Raw genomic sequence first — 19267 nt, 5'->3', positions numbered from 1 at the left:
ACGTTTAGGCAGTCGCTCCTAAATCAACAAAAAATCCCGAAAGCTGAGCTTCCGGGATTTTAATTTTACATCAATCCATGGTTATTCAGCCGAAGCGACAACCTGTATTTTTTGTGTATTGGTGAACGTACGACCATAGGCATCTTTCGCCCGAACCTCAATCGTATGATTGCCTTCCGCCATATTACCGGGCAGAGCTGCCTTCCATAAGTGCGTACAGGTTACCGGATTGGATGGACGCATCCCCTTCAAAGGTTCCGTAGCCTCATCCCAGCGTAAGCGAGTTTTCAGCATGACGGGGTCGGGTTCTGCCACCTGGGTCATGGCTTTCCAACTTCCATCATCCAGCCGATATTCCAGTTGATCTTTTTCACTGCCCTGAAAGAAGTTAGCATACACCTCGCCCTTCGCCGACTGGCGACGAGCAATCACTTTCGGAGCATGAATGCCAATCTTATAATCTTCCGGCTGTCCTGCTACGCGGTAATCAAAGGCATATTCATTCCCTTTGAATGAAAGGAACATATAACCTTTCGGGGTGCCGTCCCGCATCATTGAAACGGGTACACCTTTCTCGTTCATTTCACCGGAATACCAGTCGCCCGAGGTTGTTCCTACGTTATACTCGTGGTGCGGTTTTTCACGGGTAAATCCTTCTTCCTTACCAAAGAAATGGTGTAACTGGAAGTGCGTATGTGCTGAAAGGGAGAGCGTATGAGGAAAATCCTTCAGAGCGTTAAACATCCGCTGACGGTCTTCCGGGCGAAACTCTTCAATGGGAGGAATGTGGTAACAGAAAACGATCAGCTTGTCTTTAGGAACTAGTTTCAGATCATTTTCAATAAAGTCTAACTGGTCGGGACGCAAACCACCCAAATACCCTTTCCCGTCCCGAGGATCGGGATAGAGGATGTTATCCAGGACGACAAAGTGAACATCTCCGCTGTTAAAAGCGTAATTATTCGGACCAAAAGCGGCTTCGAAGCTTTCATCCGACAAACTATCCGCCTGAGCATCGTAGTTCATGTCGTGATTACCCATGACATTGAACCAGGGCAGCCCCAACTGCTGGATGGCTTTCTTATAGGAAGGATATAGTTCAGGATTATCCCCTACTTCATCCCCCAGACTAATGCCGAAACGAACACCTTCGGTTTTGGTCTTTACTTCGTCGATAATTCCTTTCTTGAAAAAGCTTACCTGCTCTTCGGAATATACCTGAGGATCTCCGAAAACCAGAATTTTGAAATCAGTAGGTTCGTTTTGCTTCATTACCGCAAAATCCACTGACTTAGGAAGGGCTCCCGTGGCCGCTACTCCCGCAAACTTCGTTTTGGGCGAGCCTTGCGGCTTGTGATGACGGTAAAACTGAGGCAGATTAAACTCATTCACCGGCAGACGATACCCGGAGGGCTTAATCACGAAAATGGTCTGATCCTGACCTAAGGGTAACTCGTATTTACCCTGAGCATCGGTCAAAACTACCTCACGACCATTAGATACGGCCACTTTCGCAAGTCCCGCTTCTTTTTTATCCTTCTTGCCGTTACCGTTCTGGTCTTCGTATACAAAGCCTTTTACCTGGCCCTGAGCAAAAACTGAACCACACAACAGCGTACCAATTCCGCACGCAATCAGTCGATTTAACATAGAATTTTATTCAGAAATCAGAGGAACGTATTATTCAATCCAGTCTTCTTCGTCAGAAATAAAGTCGTACTCTTCGAGCAGAAACTCCATCATTTCTTCGAGAATCTCATCGAGCACACCCGACTGGGCAGGCTTGCTATCATACCAGCGAACGATGGCTTTTTCGGTAAGAACGGGCTGATCTTCTTCGTTTTTTTCAACGCGAATCAAAAACGAAGGTTGTTCCGTGTGCAGGACGTAATCAACGTCTGTATCAGCGGGCATTGATAATAAAAACTTGGGAAGCATGGCGTAGTAATGCATGTGTTTACCCCACAAAATTGAAGCGTTAATCCAGGCTTAACCAAGTTATTTTTTCGTTAAGCGGCTTCATAATCTTTTAATATTGAAATACTTCTAACGAACGATACAAAAAATAGCCCCGGATTGTCATCCAGAGCTATTTGAAATGTGCAGACTTCCTCACCGTTGAGGCAGAGCGTTAAAACTCTACCACAATCCCCACCGAGACGTAGTTAATCCAGTTAAACGTATATACCCGATCTACATCTGCTCCTCCTTCTACTACCCGGTAACCCAGTTTTAGGTTTGCCTGCTCGCCTAACGCATAGGTAATACCACCAAAAATATCTTCCGCCCGTCCCTGTTTCGAACCCAAGGCATCGCCTTCAATCAGTAAGCCCCAGCGTTCGGTAGGTTTCCAGCCTGCATAAAAGTTAATGAGGGGGACAAAACCAAAATTATCAAAATACGTATCCTGTCCTTCGTTCTTAAAACGCACCTTCGCATCCCGAATTTTGGCCGTCAGACCCGCCCCTATTCGCCAGTGTTCATTGGCCACAAAATCATAGCGGTACGTCAGGCGGTAGGAATTGAATGTATAGTCAACCGTAACGGGACGATTAGCCGCAAAAGTGGTAGCATTAAAACGAACATCCTGCGAAAAATTCCCGTCATAACGAACGGTCAATGGAGCATATAAAGCTGAAATATGATGGCGGTTATCAATAATGTAATCGGCCCGGAGGCGGAAGAATACTTTAGGTTTTACATTCAGTTCTTTGGCAATATCCACCAGTGTACCGCCCTGATTGGGTATGCGAATCTTGTTATAATTTGTTCCTAAAACCAGCCCTGATTCTACATCCAGGCGGATCTGAGCATGGACCGTTGTCAGACCTAGTAAAGCGAAGCACAGCAAATAAATCTTTTTCATGACGAGAAGTAATAGTTTAGAATCAGTGAATTTATTTCCAAAAAATGCTAGCCAGAACATTCATTCAGGGAGTTAACAGAACTAAAACCCCCGACAATGGATTGATATAACGCAAGAAGAAAAAGACGTAAAGCTGTCTCTCACCATTTTACGTAAATTTTAATCTTATCCTTAGTCGAGAAAATATGCAGTATACGGATGCGATATATGGTTCCTATGAAATTGAGGGCGTTTGTGCAGAAATCATTCAGAGTAAACTATTCCAGCGATTAAAAACCATTCATCAGGGCGGGGCTAATTTTCTGGTAGACAGCCGCTTACAGCATACCCGTTATGAGCATTCCATCGGTGTTATGTTACTAATCAGGAGGCTTGGTGGTGACGAAAAAGAACAGATTGCAGCCCTCTTGCACGACATTTCCCATACGGCTTTCTCGCACGTAATTGATTACGTCTTAGACATTAGGGACGAATCTTTTCACGAAGAATGGTACGAAACCTTTGTCTCTTATCCTGAAATTTCTTCTATTCTTCAAGCAAACGGGTATACTTCCCAGCAATTCATTCAAGAAAATTTTCCCTTACTGGAACAGCCTTTGCCCCGATTATGTGCCGACCGGGTGGACTATACTTTACGGGATTTGTATCACGCTGAGTTAATAAACTCGACTGAAATTGATTTTTTTCTTTCCCACTTATCGGTTCATGAAAACCGAATGGTAGTAACTTCCAAAGAGTCTGCCCGTTGGATCAAAGCCAGCTACACTATTCTGAATGAAGATTATTTTCACAAAAAAGAAAATCTATTTGCTAATCAGAAATTTGCGGAGTTATTAAGAGAAGGATTAGGTCGGAAATTATTACTGGAAAGTGATTTTTTTCAGGACGATCAGCACATCATTAATCTCCTCGAATTCGATATGTATACCAAAATAAAGCTGGAACGAATCAGAACTATGACCGATTTTGATCCAGCGATACCAAGCACTATTATCGTCAAGAAAAGAGAGTTAAATCCCGAAATAATTCAGGGAGGTAAGACTTATTTTCTTAACACGATTCCTTCCTGATGTAATACTATTTCGATTCGTAGCAGAAGTTCAACCTTCGCTTTTATCTAGTGTTTGTGCTTGATTTACAGAAAGCTTACACCAGAAATGTGATTCATCACGTGCCTTATGAACCGTAAAGTACAGCTTTTGCAACCCTAAACATTACTAGAGGTCTTTCAGCGAAGATACCTGAGCACGTAGCAACGAGTCAGCGGCCATTTGCCTTTTAATTTCCTGAAGTAACTCCGGTGAAAGTTGGGGTTGCCGACTGATAATATCCACACCTTCGGGCGTGAATAAGGTCTTTGAAAAGTAAATCACGGCCCATTGCCCTTGAGGGTCGATTAACCGAACCTCCCATTTGCTTTTCAGTAAACCCAATAAGCCCTTTCCCCGCCAAATAAAGGCATTGGGTTTCTTCTCGTCAGGATAATCATAACCCGTAATCGTTTTTTTCTTTCCTTTTTTCTGGTACTTTACCTCGTCGAGCAAGACGCCGGGCTTTTCAGGAACGGGGGTATAGGTGAAGGTGGGGTTATGCTTATTGCCTTTCAGCCACATGGGGAAATTGGTACTGCAAATGAACCAGGTTCCGACGATAACTTTTAGTAAAGAATCCATAGCTGATGGAATTGCGGATAAAACAGATTTAGATCGTAGATTCGCCTATCATTCAAACTTCCCTTATGAAAAAACGATACCTGGCCCTTCTCCTCTTCGGTTCGGTTCTTACCAGCAAGGCTCAGACTTTATACCAGCCTCCGGTGTTTACGGACCCAGACCGTCTCGAAAAAATTAAAAGTGCTTTACCTGCCATCGAAAAACAGGTAGAGGAAGAATTTCGGAAAAATAACTTCCCAGGCTTAACCTACGGCATTGTTGTCGATGGGCAGTTGATAGACAGCCATAGTTTCGGTTCAACCAACCTGGCTCAGAAGACGGCAGCTAGCTCAAAATCGCTCTTCCGAATTGCCTCCATGACCAAAAGTATTACGGCCATGGCTATCATTAAGCTACGCGATGAAGGCAAGCTGCGTTTGGATGATCCGGTTCAGCAATATATTCCTGAAGTCAAAAAAACGCCTGCGTTAACCGTCGATGCTCCGGTTATTACAATCCGGCATTTGCTAACCCATGCGGCTGGTTTTCCCGAAGATAACCCCTGGGGTGATCGTCAGCTTGCCATTGCCGACGCGTATTTTCTGAAAATGCTGGGGAAAGGCGTTTCTTTGTCAAACCCTCCCGGTATAACGTACGAATACAGCAACATGGGTTTTGCCATGTTAGGCCGCATTATCACTGTCGTTACCCAAACGCCTTATCAGGAATACATTACTAAGGAAATTCTTAAACCCTTAGGTATGACCCATACCGTATGGGACTTTTCCAAAGTTGAGCCTGAGTTACTGGCTCACGGGTATCGCTGGGAAAACGAAAAATTTGTCGAAGAGAAACTATTACCGGATGGTGCCTACGGAGCCATGGGCGGTTTATTAACTTCGATAGAAGATTTCAGTAAGTATGTCTCTTTTCATTTGGCGGCCTGGCCCGCTCGCAGTGAAGCCGGCACCGGCCCAATCCGTCGGAGTTCGGTGCGGGAGATGCAGCAACCAGCCAATTTTGCTGGTTTAAGTACCTCTCTAAAAGCCAATGGCACGCCTTACTCCATTTCCTCAGCTTACGCCTATGGCCTTCGCTGGACCCGGGATTCAGACGCGATTACTACCGTTGGGCACAGCGGAGGCTTACCCGGCTTTGGCAGCAACTGGCGGATTTTACCCGAATACGGCATCGGCGTCATTACCTACGCTAACCTTACCTACGCCAACGCGGGCCTGATTAATACCAAAATCATTGAAACGCTTCTGGCCTCGGCTGATTTGAAGAAACGACAATTACCTGTTTCCAAAATCCTGAATCAGCGAAAAAAAGACCTGGTTTCGGTGCTGAAAGACTGGAATCAGGCCAGCCATTACCCCATTTTTGCCGAAAACTTCTTTCCTGACAAATCACTGGCTTTACGCAAGAAGGCTTCCGAAGAGTTATTCAGCAAAGTCGGAAAAATTGTAAAAGTAGGCGATTTAATTCCTGAAAATCAGCTACGGGGCACTTTCATCATGGAAGGTGAGCAAGGAAAAGTACTGGTGTATTTCACCCTATCCCCCGAAAACCCGGCCCTAATCCAGCAGTTGGATTTACGAGAAGTGAAATAAAGAGTTGTTGGAATAAAGTTTGAGTGTGTTTGATTATGGTTTGAATGCCTTTGGTCAATGGGTTTTAGAGTTATGTAAACTCTTTTACTGATGAATTTAATCATGAGATCAAACCTCCCGAAGCAGTTCTAAAACATCCTCAAACCATAATCAAACACACTCAAACCTTAAACTCCACACAACACGGCAATTTACATTTTCTCAAACCTTACTCCCCTTTGAAACGTTAAACCTCAAACTAATTCAAGTCACATGAAGTACAGAGAATTAGGCGAATCAGCCTTGCAGGTATCAGCCCTAACGTTTGGTGCCTGGGCCATTGGCGGATGGATGTGGGGCGGAGCCGATCGAAAAGAAGCCGTAGAAGCCATTAAGGCCTCACTCGATGAAGGAGTTACCTCCATTGACACTGCTCCCGTATACGGTATGGGGGTTAGTGAAGAAATCGTTGCAGAAGCACTTCAGGGCGTTGCCCGTGATAAGGTTCAGATTCTGACTAAATTTGGCATGCGTTGGGACGTGAAGCAGGGCGATTTTGCTTTTCACACGCAGAACAACGATGGCCAGGAAATTGACGTCTATAAATACGCTGGCAAGGATAGCGTCATTCAGGAGTGCGAAAACAGCCTTCGTCGTCTGAAAACGGATTATATCGACCTGTACCAGATTCACTGGCCCGACAGCACCACACCGATCAGTGAAACGATGGAAGCCCTGGACATTTTACAAAAACAGGGAAAAATTCGGGCCGCCGGAGTTTGTAATTATTCCACGGCTCAGTTTATGGAAGCCGAAGAAACGCTCTCGCTGGCTTCTAATCAGGTACCTTACAGCATGGTAGAGCGTTCCATCGAAAAAGAACTGGTTCCTTATGCCATGGCTCGTCAGAAAGCGATCATTGCTTACAGCCCCCTGCAACGAGGCATTCTGACGGGTAAAATCAAGCCTGGGCATCAGTTTGGTGAAGGTGATACCCGCTCGGGATCAAGATTTTACCAGCCTGAGAACCTGACAAAAATCAACGCTTTTCTCGACGAAATTCGTCCGATGGCTCAAGAGAAAGGGGCTACTTTGTCTCAGTTAGTCATCCGCTGGACTATCGAACAACCCGGTATTACCGTTGCTTTGGTGGGTGCCCGCAATGCGGAACAAGCCATCCAGAATGCTCAGTCGATTCACATTTCATTATCGCCAGAAGAGATAGGTGTCATCAACAAACACCTCTCCAATTTGAGCCTGATTTAGATAGAATTATGTTTATTACGCCGAAGTAGGCAAGTGCCCACTTCGGCTTTTTTTGCCTTTCTGAGCCATTTTCTGCGTTTAGTACAATTCTTATTTATATCCATTCTATTCTTACTCTTTTGCAAAAAAACTGTCCAATAAGCTCACAGAGCATTGCGACGGTTTGGGGAAAACTACTATTTTTGCCACATCACTATTCAAAGTGTAGTTATAACATTTCCAGTTTGTAACTTCTCATTGAGAAAAAACCTCTACTCGTTACAGCGTACGTAAAGAAGTGTTTCATAGCTTTCTACGCCGTAACCTCAATTAGCGAAGGCATGATCCCAGAAGTTGTCCAGAAAATTCCGCTTCAATATTACATTTACCTCGCTTCGGCCTTATTCATTATCGGCATTATTGGAGTGCTTACCCGTCGCAACGCCATCATTATTTTTATGTCGGTGGAGTTAATGCTGAATGCCGTTAATTTGTTACTCATCGCTTTCTCGACGTACCGTTCCGATCCGAATGGGCAGGTGTTTGTGTTTTTTATTATGGCCGTCGCCGCAGCGGAAGTGGCCGTTGGTCTGGCCATTATTGTTATGCTGTACCGAAACATCCGTTCGCTAGATGTGGGCTTGATGAATAAAATCAAGTGGTAAATCCTTTGTTTTTCGGCCCCTTCACTAACGAGTAAGCAAGTACGTCTTTACCTCCACTGAACTATGAATTTAGCCTTATTCATTCCTTTATTACCCTTCCTCGGATTCCTAATTAATGGGTTAGGCTTCCGCCGGATACCTAAATCTCTGGTAGGCCTCATCGGAACCGGAGCTTCGCTGGCTTCTTTTGTGATCGTAGCAAGCCTATTCCTTAATTTTTCGGGCGAAGCTCAGACCATTCCTCTTTACGACTGGTTTACGGTTGGTAACCTGAATATTTCCTTCGCTTTTCAGATCGATCAGCTTTCGCTGATTATGATGCTGATTATCACCGGAATTGGCTCGCTCATTCATCTTTACAGCATCGGTTACATGCACCACGATGAAGGGTTTGGCAAGTTTTTCGCTTTCCTGAATCTCTTCCTTTTCTTCATGCTCCTGCTGGTGATGGGTTCTAATTACCTCATCATGTTCATTGGTTGGGAAGGCGTGGGACTTTGCTCGTATTTACTCATTGGTTTCTGGAATCAGAATCCAAGCTACGGTTATGCCGCCCGCAAAGCCTTTGTGATGAACCGGATTGGGGACTTAGGCTTTCTGATTGGGATTTTTCTGATTATTAACCAATTCGGGAGTCTGGAATTTTCCAGTGTTTTTCCAGCCGCGGCTCAGTTAAGCATTGGCGATCAGGGAATTTTCTGGATTACCATCTGTCTGTTCATCGGAGCAATGGGTAAGTCTGCCCAGATTCCGCTGTATACCTGGTTACCCGATGCCATGGCAGGTCCAACGCCCGTGTCGGCACTGATCCACGCGGCCACGATGGTAACTGCCGGGATTTACATGATTGTTCGCTCCAACATTCTTTATACCCTCGCTCCTGATACGCTTCACCTCATTGCCTGGGTAGCTCTGGCAACGGCTCTATTAGCGGCTTCAATTGGCCTCTTCCAGAATGACATTAAGAAAGTACTGGCCTACTCTACTGTCTCTCAACTAGGGTATATGTTCCTGGGTCTGGGCGTTGGAGCGTATAGTTCGGGCTTCTTCCACGTGATGACTCACGCGTTCTTCAAAGCTTTGTTATTCCTTGGTGCAGGCTCGGTTATTCACGCCATGAGCGACGAGCAGGACATTCGTTCGATGGGAGGCTTACGCAAGAAACTACCCATTACTTTTCTGACCTTTTTATTAGGAACCATCGCTATTTCCGGGATTCCTCCTTTTGCGGGTTTCTTCTCGAAAGATGAGATTCTGGCTCATGTATTCGAACACAGTCCACTCATGTGGGGCCTGGCGGTATTTGGTTCCATGATGACGGCCTTTTATATGTTCCGTCTGCTTTTCCTGACGTTCTTCGGCGAGTTCAGAGGAACGCACGAACAGGAACATCACCTGCACGAATCGCCCCTTACCATGACCTTACCGTTAATGGTGCTGGCAGTTTTATCCGTATTAGGTGGCTTCCTGAATGTGCCTGCCATCTTTGGTGGTTCCGCTAAACTCGACGCTTTCCTCGACCCCATTTTCGAACTTTCCAAACGGGTTAATCCGGAAGCGTTTGCAGGGGTTCATCTAGATCATTCAACGGAGTTAACACTCATGGGCGTTTCAGTAGCCGGAGCTGTGCTTTCAATCATTGTAGCTTTTGTCCTATACGTCAGTCGTAACGCCGTTCCCGAACCCGACGAAGAAATTACGGGCCTTAAGAAACTCATCTACCATAAGTACTACGTCGATGAGATTTATAACGCCGTTTTCGTCAAACCAACGCAGGCCTTATCCGGCTTTTTCTACCGCGTTACCGACCAGATCATTTTAAATAAGGGGGGCGTTGAAGGTCTGGGTAATTTTGTTAAAGGCCTTTCCAATGAGTTCCGCTTATTACAGACCGGTACCACCAGCTTTTACCTCTTCATCATGGTGACGGGTATTGCTGCCATTCTCATTTATAGCCTTCGGTCTTTGATTTTCAACGCATAAGTAAAATAAAGATATGCTTACCCTCATCCTGATACTGATTCCTCTGGTCCTGGCAGCGGTTTTGCTGGGTTTACGTGGCGGAGCCGTCAAGCGAGTGGCTCTGATCGCCTCACTGGTTGAATTAGCCTTAGCCGTTTACGTTCTTTCCATCTTTAAAGCCGATACATCGAGTCAGTTTTCCTTAAGCTATGACTGGATTTCATCCGCTGGTATTCGGTTTGCTATTGGCATCGATGGCATTAGCGTACTGCTAGTATTACTCAGCACGTTACTGGTACCGCTGATTATTCTTTCCACCTTTAATCACAGTTACCGCAATCCTTCCGCCTTTTATGCCCTCATTTTGATGATGCAATCGGCTCTGGTTGGGGTTTTCGTGGCAAAAGATGCCTTTCTGTTTTACTTCTTCTTCGAAGCAGCCCTCATTCCCATTTATTTCATTGCGGCTTCCTGGGGCGGAGAAAATCGAATTCCGGTAACGTTCAAGTTTTTCATTTATACCATTTTCGGTTCATTATTCATGTTACTGGGCCTGGTTTATCTGTACCTCCAGACGCCTGGTTCGCATAGCTCTTTACTTTCAGCTTTTTATGAATTAAAGCTTTCAGCCGCTCAGCAGAGTGTATTATTCTGGGCTTTGTTCATTGGTTTTGCCATTAAAATGCCCGTATTCCCTTTCCACACCTGGCAGCCTGATACGTACGTGGAATCGCCCACACCAGCGACTATGCTACTGGCCGGAATTATGCTGAAAATGGGTACTTACGGACTCATCCGAATCGTATTACCCATCGTTCCCGAAGGGGTTCAGGAATGGGGGCTGGTAGCGGTGATTTTATCCGTAACGGGCATTGTATACGGTTCTATTATTGCCATTCAGCAACAGGATATGAAACGACTCGTAGCGTATTCATCCTTCGCTCACGTAGGTTTGATGGCGGCAGGTATTTTCTCCTTAACCCTCGACGGGTTACAAGGCTCCCTCATTCAAATGCTTGCTCACGGTATTAATGTGGTCGGGCTGTTTTTCATTATCGAAATCATCTTCAGCCGCACGCAAAGCCGGGATTTGAGCCAGTTAGGAGGTATTACTCAAAACTCTCCCGTATTGAGCGTCTTCTTTATCATCATGGTATTAGGTAGCGTAGCCCTGCCTTTGACGAATGGTTTCATTGGTGAATTTCTGCTGCTAAAAGGCGTCTTTACTTATAACACCTGGATCGGTATCGTGGCCGGAACGACCATTATTTTCGGTGCAGTCTATATGCTTCGTATGGTTCAGAAATCCATGTTTGGACTGCAAACCACCGCTACCGAGCAATTCACGGATCTGAACCTTAATGAAATTCTGGTTCTGCTTCCGCTGGCTGTTTTTGTATTCTGGATTGGTCTGTTTCCTAATGCATTTCTGAAACTAACCGAACCAGCCGTTGCCGAGTTGCTACGCACCCTGAAGTAAGACGAAGCGGTATTTTTTCATTTACTCTCAAGCATTCAAGACATGCTCTCGATCATATCTCTGTCTCTTTTTGGCATATTAAATTTATTCCTTGGCTTCCTGAAATCCCGTCTGATTTTGCTGCCTGCTACGCTTGTTTTTCTGTTCGTAGCTCTGGCTTTACTTACGCAGGAATGGAACCAGCAGGCTCTATACTTTTCGGATATGCTACGGGTGAATAACCTGTTCGTCAGCTTCTCGGTCATTGTTCTGCTTACTACGGTATTAGTCGTCGGGATTTCCAGAAATTTTGGCGACGATATAGAATATACGCACCCAGCCGAATATTATTCCATTATTCTTTTTTCGGTCACGGGTGCTTTGATGATGATTGGTTTTGAAAACCTCATCATGCTCTTCATTGGGGTTGAAATTCTCTCGGTTGCCATGTACGTTCTAACCGGAACGGACAAACGGAACCTACGTTCCAACGAAGCCGCTTTAAAATATTTCCTCATGGGCTCATTCGCCACGGGTATTTTACTCTTCGGATTAGCCATGATCTATGGAGCCACGGGTTCTTTTAAACTCGGAGCCATCGCTACTTATGTACAAACGGCAACCCAGTATCGCTCGGTTTCTCCCCTGCTCTACATCGGGTTACTGCTGCTGTTTTTTGGCATGTTGTTTAAAGTGTCCGTAGCACCGTTCCACTTCTGGACCCCAGACGTATACGAAGGAGCACCTACGATCTTTACGGCTTACATGTCAACCGTGGTTAAAACGGCTGGATTTGCGGCTCTTTACAAACTCGCTTCCATCGCTTTTGCCAGTTCTTATGGTTTCTGGGCCCAGACACTGGCCGTATTAGCCGTCTTAACCTTATTAATCGGAAATATTACAGCCGCGTATCAGATCAGTTTCAAACGCATGATGGCTTATTCCAGCATTTCTCATGCGGGGTATCTGCTGCTGGCCGTAGTTGCTAAAGTACCCAGTTCTCAATCGGCTATTCTTTTTTACTCACTGGCCTATTCGCTTGCCACTATTTCTGCCTTTGGGGTATTAATCGCTGTTTCGGAGCGAAAACCTTATGAAGGAAATCCCGACGAACGTTATGATGCGTTTAATGGTCTGGCTAAAACCAATCCGCTATTAGCTTTTATTATGACCGTTTCGATGCTTTCTCTGGCAGGGATTCCACTAACGGCAGGTTTCTGGGGTAAATTTTTTATCTTTTCCGCAGCGGTTCAGGCTAATCTTACCGCCCTGTTAGTCATCGCAGTATTGATGTCATGTGTCGGCATTTATTATTATTTCAGGGTAATAATTGCCATGTATTTAAAACCAAGTGACAACGAAGGAGTTATCGTAAGCAGTGGATTTAAACTAACTTTGCTGTTCACTACGGTTCTGACGCTCCTATTTGGATTATTCCCGGACCTGGTGAATAGATTCTTTTAGTATTAACGTCAATTTTCAACACTTGAAAACAACCCTCGCTCAACCTTTGGAGAAAAAAAATTCTAAATTACTTAACATTCGTGATTTAGTTGCTTACTTTCTAGTTGCCGGAACCGGAGCTGCCGTTCAGATTATTGCTGGTGGTTATTTCCGGGAGTTTATGAGTTACAATGCTTCTGTTGCCTGCGGTTACGTAGTCTCTTTCGTTGTAGGATTTACCTTAACTAAACTTTTTGCCTTTGATGCCAAGAAATCAGGCCAGACCCGGCGGGAGATGGTCAAGTTTGGGCTGGTTGCGGTTGTTTCTTTCTTCATTACTGTAGGTGGATCAAGTCTGGGTTTTCACTTACTGAATGCTTCCCATCCCGGTGATCTCTATTACCGCATTCCACTGGATTTTCTTTCTGAAAAATCACGCAACATCAATGTGAAGGAATTTGGCGGGCTACTGGTTGGGATGGGCCTTAGCTTCGTAAGTAACTACATACTCCATAAAACCTTTACTTTCAAATCAACCGGCTTTTATGACCGAATCAAGGATTATCTGAAAGGTATTCCTGAATAACGCCCTTCTGGTTACTCTTCCATAATGAGCGTTTTAAAAAAATTTATCAAATTTTAAGGTTTCAGAAGCTAATTAATAGAACTATTTACAGAATTCATAGGTCATTATAAAGATAATATGTGCTTTTTGTTAAAATCCTTAAAAAAACCTTAAAAGCCCACTTGCTTTATTCAGAATTCGGGTTCAACTTTGTCTCGGCAATAAACCCTAAAATCATCACAAAAATGAAAAAATTGTTCGCCCTGTTCCTTCTTGGCACAATGGTTTCTCTGGCAGCTTGCCAAGAAAAGAAAACTGAGTCTACTGAGTCTACTGATTCTTCTGCTGTAGTTGTTGATACTACTACTGCTGTTGACACAGTTCTTGCTGTTGACACTACTGCTGCTGACACTGCAAAAAATAATTTTGTAGATTAGGAACACAGCCAAAGCCTTGCCCTCAGGTAAGGCTTTGTCGTTTTTACTGGATGGAATCTCTCTTACGCCAGCATCTTCCCTCCCTTGCCGTTTCTTATTGCCTGCAACTCTGGCAGGAACATCCTTTTCATTTCCACGTTTCCCGGCCCCGACGCACGAAGTTTGGTGACTATAGCTATTGCTCCAGCAAAGGCCATCGCATTTCAGTGAACGGTAATATGAATGCCTACGCCTTTCTCATTACCTATCTCCATGAAGTGGCTCACCAGCGGGTGTGTCTGCAATGGGGAACCCGCGTAGCCCCACACGGAAGATCCTGGAAAAAAACGTTTCGGGAATTATTAAAGCCGGTCATGACGGAATCCATTTTTCCCGTTGATATTCTGGCACCTTTACTGGACTATTCCTGCGATCCGAAGGCAGCTACGGCCTCTCATGCTCCCCTATACCAGGCCCTGAGACGATACGACCGACATCCCGAAGGAACGTTACGGCTTTCAGAGGTACCAGAAAATCAGATTTTCTTGCTGGGGAATCGTACCTTTATGAAACACCAGCGACGCCGAACCCGGTTTTTATGCACCGATCAGCAAAACGGTCGTCAGTACACCGTTCCGGCGGAAGCCCTGGTTCAGCTCTCTGATGTACGACCTGAGTAAAATCAACGTTATTGATACGTCCGGTTTTCTGCCTTTATGATTCGATTGTTTACTACCCTATTCTTTATCCTTTTCCTGAGTGCTCTGGTCAGGGCTCAGTCGTCCGTATTAGCTAACGGTCCCTGGCTAAAAATTGGCGTAACTCAAGACGGAGTTTATAAAATTGACGCCACCACTCTTCGAAAAGCCGGTTGGAATCCCACACAGATTAACCCCCAGCATTTGCGATTGTATGGCAACGGAGGAGCCCCGCTGCCTCAGGCTAACCAATCGCCCCGCCCGATGGATTTACTGGAAAATTCCATTCTGGTAACGGGCGAAAGCGATGGGTCTTTCGATGCCAGCGATGCTCTTTATTTCATTGGAAAGAGTCCTCACGAAATAAAACTGGATACCCTAGCCGGAAGATTTTCACACCAGCTTAATCCCTATTCGGATACTACTTTTTACTTTCTTACCGTCGGCAATACCCCTGGAAAACGAGTTCAGCTAGCGACGGCCTCTGGGTCAGGCCCCCTCCTAACCACCTACGATGATTATATTTTTCACGAAGTAGAAGAAATAAACCGGGTTAAATCGGGTCGCGTCTGGTACGGTGAAAGTTTTTATGTTTATACCGACCGAACCATTCCCTTCAACATTCCCGGAGCCTTACCTAATCAGCCCCTCTGGATTACCGCGGCCACCCTGGGTTATGCTTCTGTTCCAACGAATTTTACTTTTTCCTTAAATGGTCAAAGTATTGGTTCTCAAACCATCCGGGCTACCACTTACGAACGTTATGATTTTAAGGGAATTGATGCCGTAAATACCTTTCAAACGACCTTAAACAGCGTGCCTTCAGATGGCAAGTTTTCCATTCAGGTTACCTACAATCGAAATGGAGATAATGCTGCTCAGGGGGTTTTGAATTACCTCGGCATTCAGTTGCAGCGTTCGCTTTACTGGCAGGGTGATAACTTTCAATTCCGTTCGCTGGCGAGTCGAAATTTGCCCGCAGTGCAGATGACCATTGCCAATGCTCCGGCAGATATACAAGTCTGGGACCTTAGTACCCAAACGTTGCTGAATGTTTCGAACGGTACCTTCAGTTACCAGCCCGGAGGCCAAGTACACGAATATATGGCCTTCACGTATGCTAAGAGTCTTTTGCCTGTCTCCTTACAAAGCATTCCCAACCAGCATTTACACCAGCAGGAAACGCCAGATTTACTCATCATCACGGCTCCGGCTTTACGAACAGAAGCTGAACGGCTGGCTGATTTCGCCGAAAAAATGATCAATTAAGGGTGCTGGTGGTCTCAACGGAGGAAGTCTTCCATGAGTTTTCTTCCGGGAAATTGGACCCAACGGCTCTCCGGGATTACGCCAGGTATCTCTATCAGAAAAAGCCGGGTACCTTAAAGTACCTGTTATTGTTTGGCGACGCCACTTACGATTACAGAAATATTCTGAAGGAAAATCAGGGCAAGTCTTTCGTTCCGGTATATGAAAGCCGGGAATCACTGCATCCGATTTATAGCTACTCTTCGGATGATTACTTTGGCTTTCTGGAAGATGCGGAAGGCGAATGGTCGGAAGATTACGCTGGAGATCAGACCGTTGACATTGGCATCGGGCGTTTGCCAGTCAAATACCTTTCTGAGGCCAAACAGGTTGTTGATAAACTCATGCATTACGAGGACCCGGCAACCCGAGGGACCTGGCAAAGCAAGTGTACTTTCGTAGCTGATGACGGGGATTACAACGTTCACGCCGAAGATGCCGAGCGATTGGTTCAATTCCTTGAAAAAACGCCTTACCAAGCCGAGAAAATCTACCTGGATGCCTTTCCGCAAATAGGAACAGGCTTGGATCAGAAAAGCCCCAAAGCAAATGAGGCAATTACTTCAGCCATGAACGATGGTCGACTGCTGGTTGCCTTTGCGGGGCACGGCGGTGTATCGGGCTGGACGCAGGAACAGATTCTGATGTTACGGGATATTCTCGGCTGGCGAAACCGCGATCATTTACCACTCTTTTTAACTGCCACCTGCGAATTTGGTCGTTACGACGATCCAGGAGTCGTTTCCGGGGCTGAATTGGCTTTATTGAATGCTCAGGGTGGTGCTATTGGATTAATCACTACTGCTCGTCCCGTTTTTGCCAGTTCTAATTCGCTGGTAAGCGAGGCCTTTATGAAAGCCGCCTTTCAACCCATCAACGGCGTACTGCCTCGGCTGGGCGATCTCATCCGTCAAACTAAAAACAATAGTCTGGCGGGCCGAATTAATCGCAATTTTGCCCTTCTGGGCGACCCTTCCATGCGGTTAGCTTATGCCAGCGATTCCCTGAAAATCCAAAGTCCTGATACATTACGAGGCGGCGGGCAGGTTACCCTATCCGGCTCAACTTCGTTTGATGGCGAAGGCTGGCTGGAGGTTTACGATCAGGAAAAAACTTATCAAACTCTGGGCGATGAAAATCCGAAATTCAGTTATAAGGATCGGAAAAGTTTGCTTTATAAGGGTAAAATCAGCATCACCCAAAAGCAATTCAGCAGCAGTTTTATCTTACCTACGTCATTGGAAACCGGATCGGGCCGGGCATTGATTCGAGTATACGCTCAGGCCACTGACGGAAAACGAAGTGCTTTAGGAATAGCCAGACCGTTCATTAATGGTAAAAATTCAACCCCCATTACTGATCATACAGCTCCCATCCTGAGTTTATACATGAATACAGATGATTTTAAGAACGGTGGAGAAACGGATGACAGTCCGATATTATTCGCTCAATTAGCGGACAATTCAGGGCTTTCGTACACGGAATTAAACCCTATTTCTGCGGTTTTAAATGATACGTTAACCATCAATCTGAATTCCTATTACTTCCCGGAAAGTAATAAATTGGGTCAGGTAATCTATCCTTTTAAGCATTTACCCCCTGGTTCCCACCGCCTTCAGGTGCAGGCCTATGATGTATTTGGAAATCGGGTTAATCAAAGCATAGAATTTTACGTAGTTCCAAGTACGAAAACGTATCTTCGCAACGTTACGGCTATGCCAAATCCCTTCACGCAAAAGGCTCGTTTTACCTTCGAACATGATTTTCAGGACGATGATACCGAAATTACATTCTATCTGTACGATCTTTCCGGTCGATTGCTCCATCAACAGAGCCTTCAAAGTTACGTTACGCCCTCTCCGTACGAAGATTTAGTACTTGAAAAACCAGAATTGAATACGGGTTTATACATTTATCGTATTTTTGTACGCTCTCTTTCTACGGGGCGTTCCCTAACTGGAGGCGGAAAGATTTCCTACATCAAATGACTTTTGTTAGTTTTGCGATTAAATACATCCCACGAATGCGTAGTTCTCATCGCCTTAAAACAGGTCCTGTCTCTAGTACACTTTCACCAGAAGGCCCAGCCCCGGCCCCTCAACGTTTAACCCAATCTCGGATGAAAAGAATTAAAACCCGTATTTTGATCGTTGCAGCCTTCATTAGCTCCTCAACCTTAGCAATGGCTCAAAGCGGTAGCACAGTGATTGGGCAAGTCAACAGTGATCGAATTCCTATTCCTGCTGTTCCTTTTGTTAATATTACACCCGATGCCCGCTCTGCCGCTCTCGGCGATGCGGGTGTAGCTCTTAGCCCCACCGACCCCAGCGGAACGTACTGGAACGTGTCAAAATTGGTTTATGCTGAACAGGATGCCGGTGTTTCTGTTTCCTATACACCCTGGCTTCGTAACCTGATCGGTGATATGTGGCTGGGCCATTTTACTGGTTATAAAAAAATTGGTAAAAATCAGGTAATTGGTCTTTCCCTTCAGTATTTTAATCTGGGTAATATCATCTTTACCAACGACCAGGGCGTAACTACGGGTAGCTTCGATTCAAAAGAATACGCAGCCACGGGTTCTTACGCTCTGAAACTGTCGGATCAGTTATCGTTGGGTATTAACCTGAAATACATTAACTCCAACCTTACGGGCGATCAGGTAGTAGCAGGCGTGGCTTTACGTCCTGGTCAAACCGTCGCGGGTGACATCGCTTTATTCCGCAATGGCTACAGCCCCGAGAAAAAGTGGTTTGCCAACTACGGATTAATGATCCAAAACCTCGGTGGTAAAATTAACTACGGTGGAACGGCTCAGGCTCCTTACTTCATTCCTACAAACCTGAAATTAGGTACGGCCATTACCAACCGTCTGGACGATAAAAATTCATTAACCCTCACGGTTGACTTGAATAAATTAATGGTACCAACGCCCCCTCGTTACGACGTAACCACGGGCAAGCCTTTAGATGGGAAAAAACCAGTGGCGGACCGTAGCTTGTTTGAAGGCGTATTCGGTTCTTTCACGGATGCTCCTGGTGGCCTGAAAGAAGAACTTCAGGAAGTAACCGTTTCGGCGGGTCTGGAATACAACTGGAACAAAATTCTGGCGGCTCGTCTGGGTTACTTTTACGAAAATCCTAACAAAGGAAATCGTAGCTACGTAACGGCAGGTTTTGGCGTTCACTACCAGCAAATGGGTCTTGATTTTGCTTACCTTTTCCAGGGCGGCGGTCAGATCAATCCGCTCAACAACACCCTACGGGTAACGTTATCTTACCTGTTCAATAAAAAACAAAGCATCGGCGAAGCTCCCCGGGACGATTTCTAGGATTCTTTTACCCGATTTTTTTAAATGGCATTCTACGGGGTGCCATTTTTTATTATATCCCATGA

At 45.4% G+C, this 19267-nt stretch carries 17 protein-coding genes; 13 read left to right on the top strand and 4 right to left on the bottom strand.

Annotation, left to right across the window (positions count from 1 at the left end):
* Positions 1 to 81: 81 nt before the first annotated feature.
* The 3 genes from BWI96_RS02915 to BWI96_RS02905 form a co-directional block, all read right to left on the bottom strand.
* Positions 82 to 1650, bottom strand: coding sequence for a calcineurin-like phosphoesterase family protein (locus tag BWI96_RS02915; RefSeq protein WP_106635194.1), 1569 nt, complete (start codon positions 1648 to 1650; stop codon positions 82 to 84).
* A 30-nt stretch (positions 1651 to 1680) separates the two neighbouring features.
* Complete coding sequence (locus BWI96_RS02910; protein WP_106635193.1) at positions 1681 to 1953, bottom strand: hypothetical protein; 273 nt, start codon at positions 1951 to 1953, stop codon at positions 1681 to 1683.
* Between the two features lie 178 nt (positions 1954 to 2131).
* Positions 2132 to 2866, bottom strand: coding sequence for a hypothetical protein (locus tag BWI96_RS02905; RefSeq protein WP_232793552.1), 735 nt, complete (start codon positions 2864 to 2866; stop codon positions 2132 to 2134).
* 185 nt (positions 2867 to 3051) lie between these two features.
* Between BWI96_RS02905 and BWI96_RS02900 the strand changes: the two genes are divergently transcribed.
* Positions 3052 to 3936 (top strand): HD domain-containing protein, encoded by an 885-nt coding sequence (locus tag BWI96_RS02900; protein WP_106635191.1) that lies wholly within the window; start codon positions 3052 to 3054, stop codon positions 3934 to 3936.
* Positions 3937 to 4083: 147 nt separating this feature from the next.
* On the opposite strand, the gene BWI96_RS02895 is transcribed toward BWI96_RS02900, so the two are convergent.
* A complete protein-coding gene (locus tag BWI96_RS02895) occupies positions 4084 to 4539 on the bottom strand; it encodes a lipocalin family protein (RefSeq protein WP_106635190.1) in 456 nt (151 codons plus the stop codon).
* A gap of 65 nt (positions 4540 to 4604) precedes the next feature.
* Here BWI96_RS02895 and BWI96_RS02890 point away from each other — a divergent pair, with 65 nt between their 5' ends.
* From BWI96_RS02890 to porV, 12 genes are all read left to right on the top strand, one after another.
* Positions 4605 to 6131 carry a serine hydrolase gene (locus BWI96_RS02890; RefSeq protein WP_106635189.1) on the top strand — a complete coding sequence of 509 codons (1527 nt, stop codon included), beginning with the start codon at positions 4605 to 4607 and terminating at the stop codon, positions 6129 to 6131.
* Between the two features lie 252 nt (positions 6132 to 6383).
* Positions 6384 to 7376, top strand: a complete 993-nt coding sequence (locus tag BWI96_RS02885) for an aldo/keto reductase (protein ID WP_106635188.1) — start codon at positions 6384 to 6386, stop codon at positions 7374 to 7376.
* Positions 7377 to 7696: 320 nt separating this feature from the next.
* On the top strand, positions 7697 to 8020 hold the full coding sequence (gene nuoK / locus BWI96_RS02880; protein ID WP_106635187.1) for an NADH-quinone oxidoreductase subunit NuoK: 324 nt from the start codon (positions 7697 to 7699) through the stop codon (positions 8018 to 8020).
* Positions 8021 to 8083: 63 nt separating this feature from the next.
* Positions 8084 to 10003 carry an NADH-quinone oxidoreductase subunit L gene (gene nuoL, locus BWI96_RS02875; protein ID WP_106635186.1) on the top strand — a complete coding sequence of 640 codons (1920 nt, stop codon included), beginning with the start codon at positions 8084 to 8086 and terminating at the stop codon, positions 10001 to 10003.
* Positions 10004 to 10016: 13 nt separating this feature from the next.
* Positions 10017 to 11462 (top strand): NuoM family protein, encoded by a 1446-nt coding sequence (locus tag BWI96_RS02870; protein WP_106635185.1) that lies wholly within the window; start codon positions 10017 to 10019, stop codon positions 11460 to 11462.
* Positions 11463 to 11504: 42 nt separating this feature from the next.
* Entirely contained in the window at positions 11505 to 12905 is a 1401-nt protein-coding gene (locus tag BWI96_RS02865) for an NADH-quinone oxidoreductase subunit N (protein ID WP_106635184.1), read from the top strand.
* Between the two features lie 22 nt (positions 12906 to 12927).
* Positions 12928 to 13470 (top strand): GtrA family protein, encoded by a 543-nt coding sequence (locus BWI96_RS02860; protein WP_232793551.1) that lies wholly within the window; start codon positions 12928 to 12930, stop codon positions 13468 to 13470.
* 224 nt (positions 13471 to 13694) lie between these two features.
* Positions 13695 to 13886: a hypothetical protein gene (locus tag BWI96_RS02855; protein ID WP_106635352.1), complete on the top strand. Its 192-nt coding sequence runs from the start codon at positions 13695 to 13697 to the stop codon at positions 13884 to 13886.
* A gap of 50 nt (positions 13887 to 13936) precedes the next feature.
* A complete protein-coding gene (locus tag BWI96_RS02850; protein ID WP_157830191.1) occupies positions 13937 to 14545 on the top strand; it encodes a hypothetical protein in 609 nt (202 codons plus the stop codon).
* A gap of 36 nt (positions 14546 to 14581) precedes the next feature.
* Positions 14582 to 15832 carry a hypothetical protein gene (locus tag BWI96_RS02845; protein WP_106635182.1) on the top strand — a complete coding sequence of 417 codons (1251 nt, stop codon included), beginning with the start codon at positions 14582 to 14584 and terminating at the stop codon, positions 15830 to 15832.
* 2 nt (positions 15833 to 15834) lie between these two features.
* On the top strand, positions 15835 to 17859 hold the full coding sequence (gene porU / locus BWI96_RS02840) for a type IX secretion system sortase PorU (protein WP_106635181.1): 2025 nt from the start codon (positions 15835 to 15837) through the stop codon (positions 17857 to 17859).
* Positions 17860 to 17990: 131 nt separating this feature from the next.
* The gene (gene porV, locus BWI96_RS02835) at positions 17991 to 19202 is read left to right on the top strand and encodes a type IX secretion system outer membrane channel protein PorV (RefSeq protein ID WP_106635180.1); all 1212 of its coding nucleotides are present in this window, start codon (positions 17991 to 17993) and stop codon (positions 19200 to 19202) included.
* Positions 19203 to 19267: the final 65 nt, after the last annotated feature.

Origin of the sequence: Siphonobacter sp. SORGH_AS_0500, from assembly GCF_002838835.1 — a bacterium.
Classification (GTDB): Bacteria; Bacteroidota; Bacteroidia; order Cytophagales; family Spirosomataceae; genus Siphonobacter.
The sequence above is the reverse complement of the archived record's forward strand: the minus strand, read 5'-3'. Positions and strand labels throughout refer to the sequence as shown.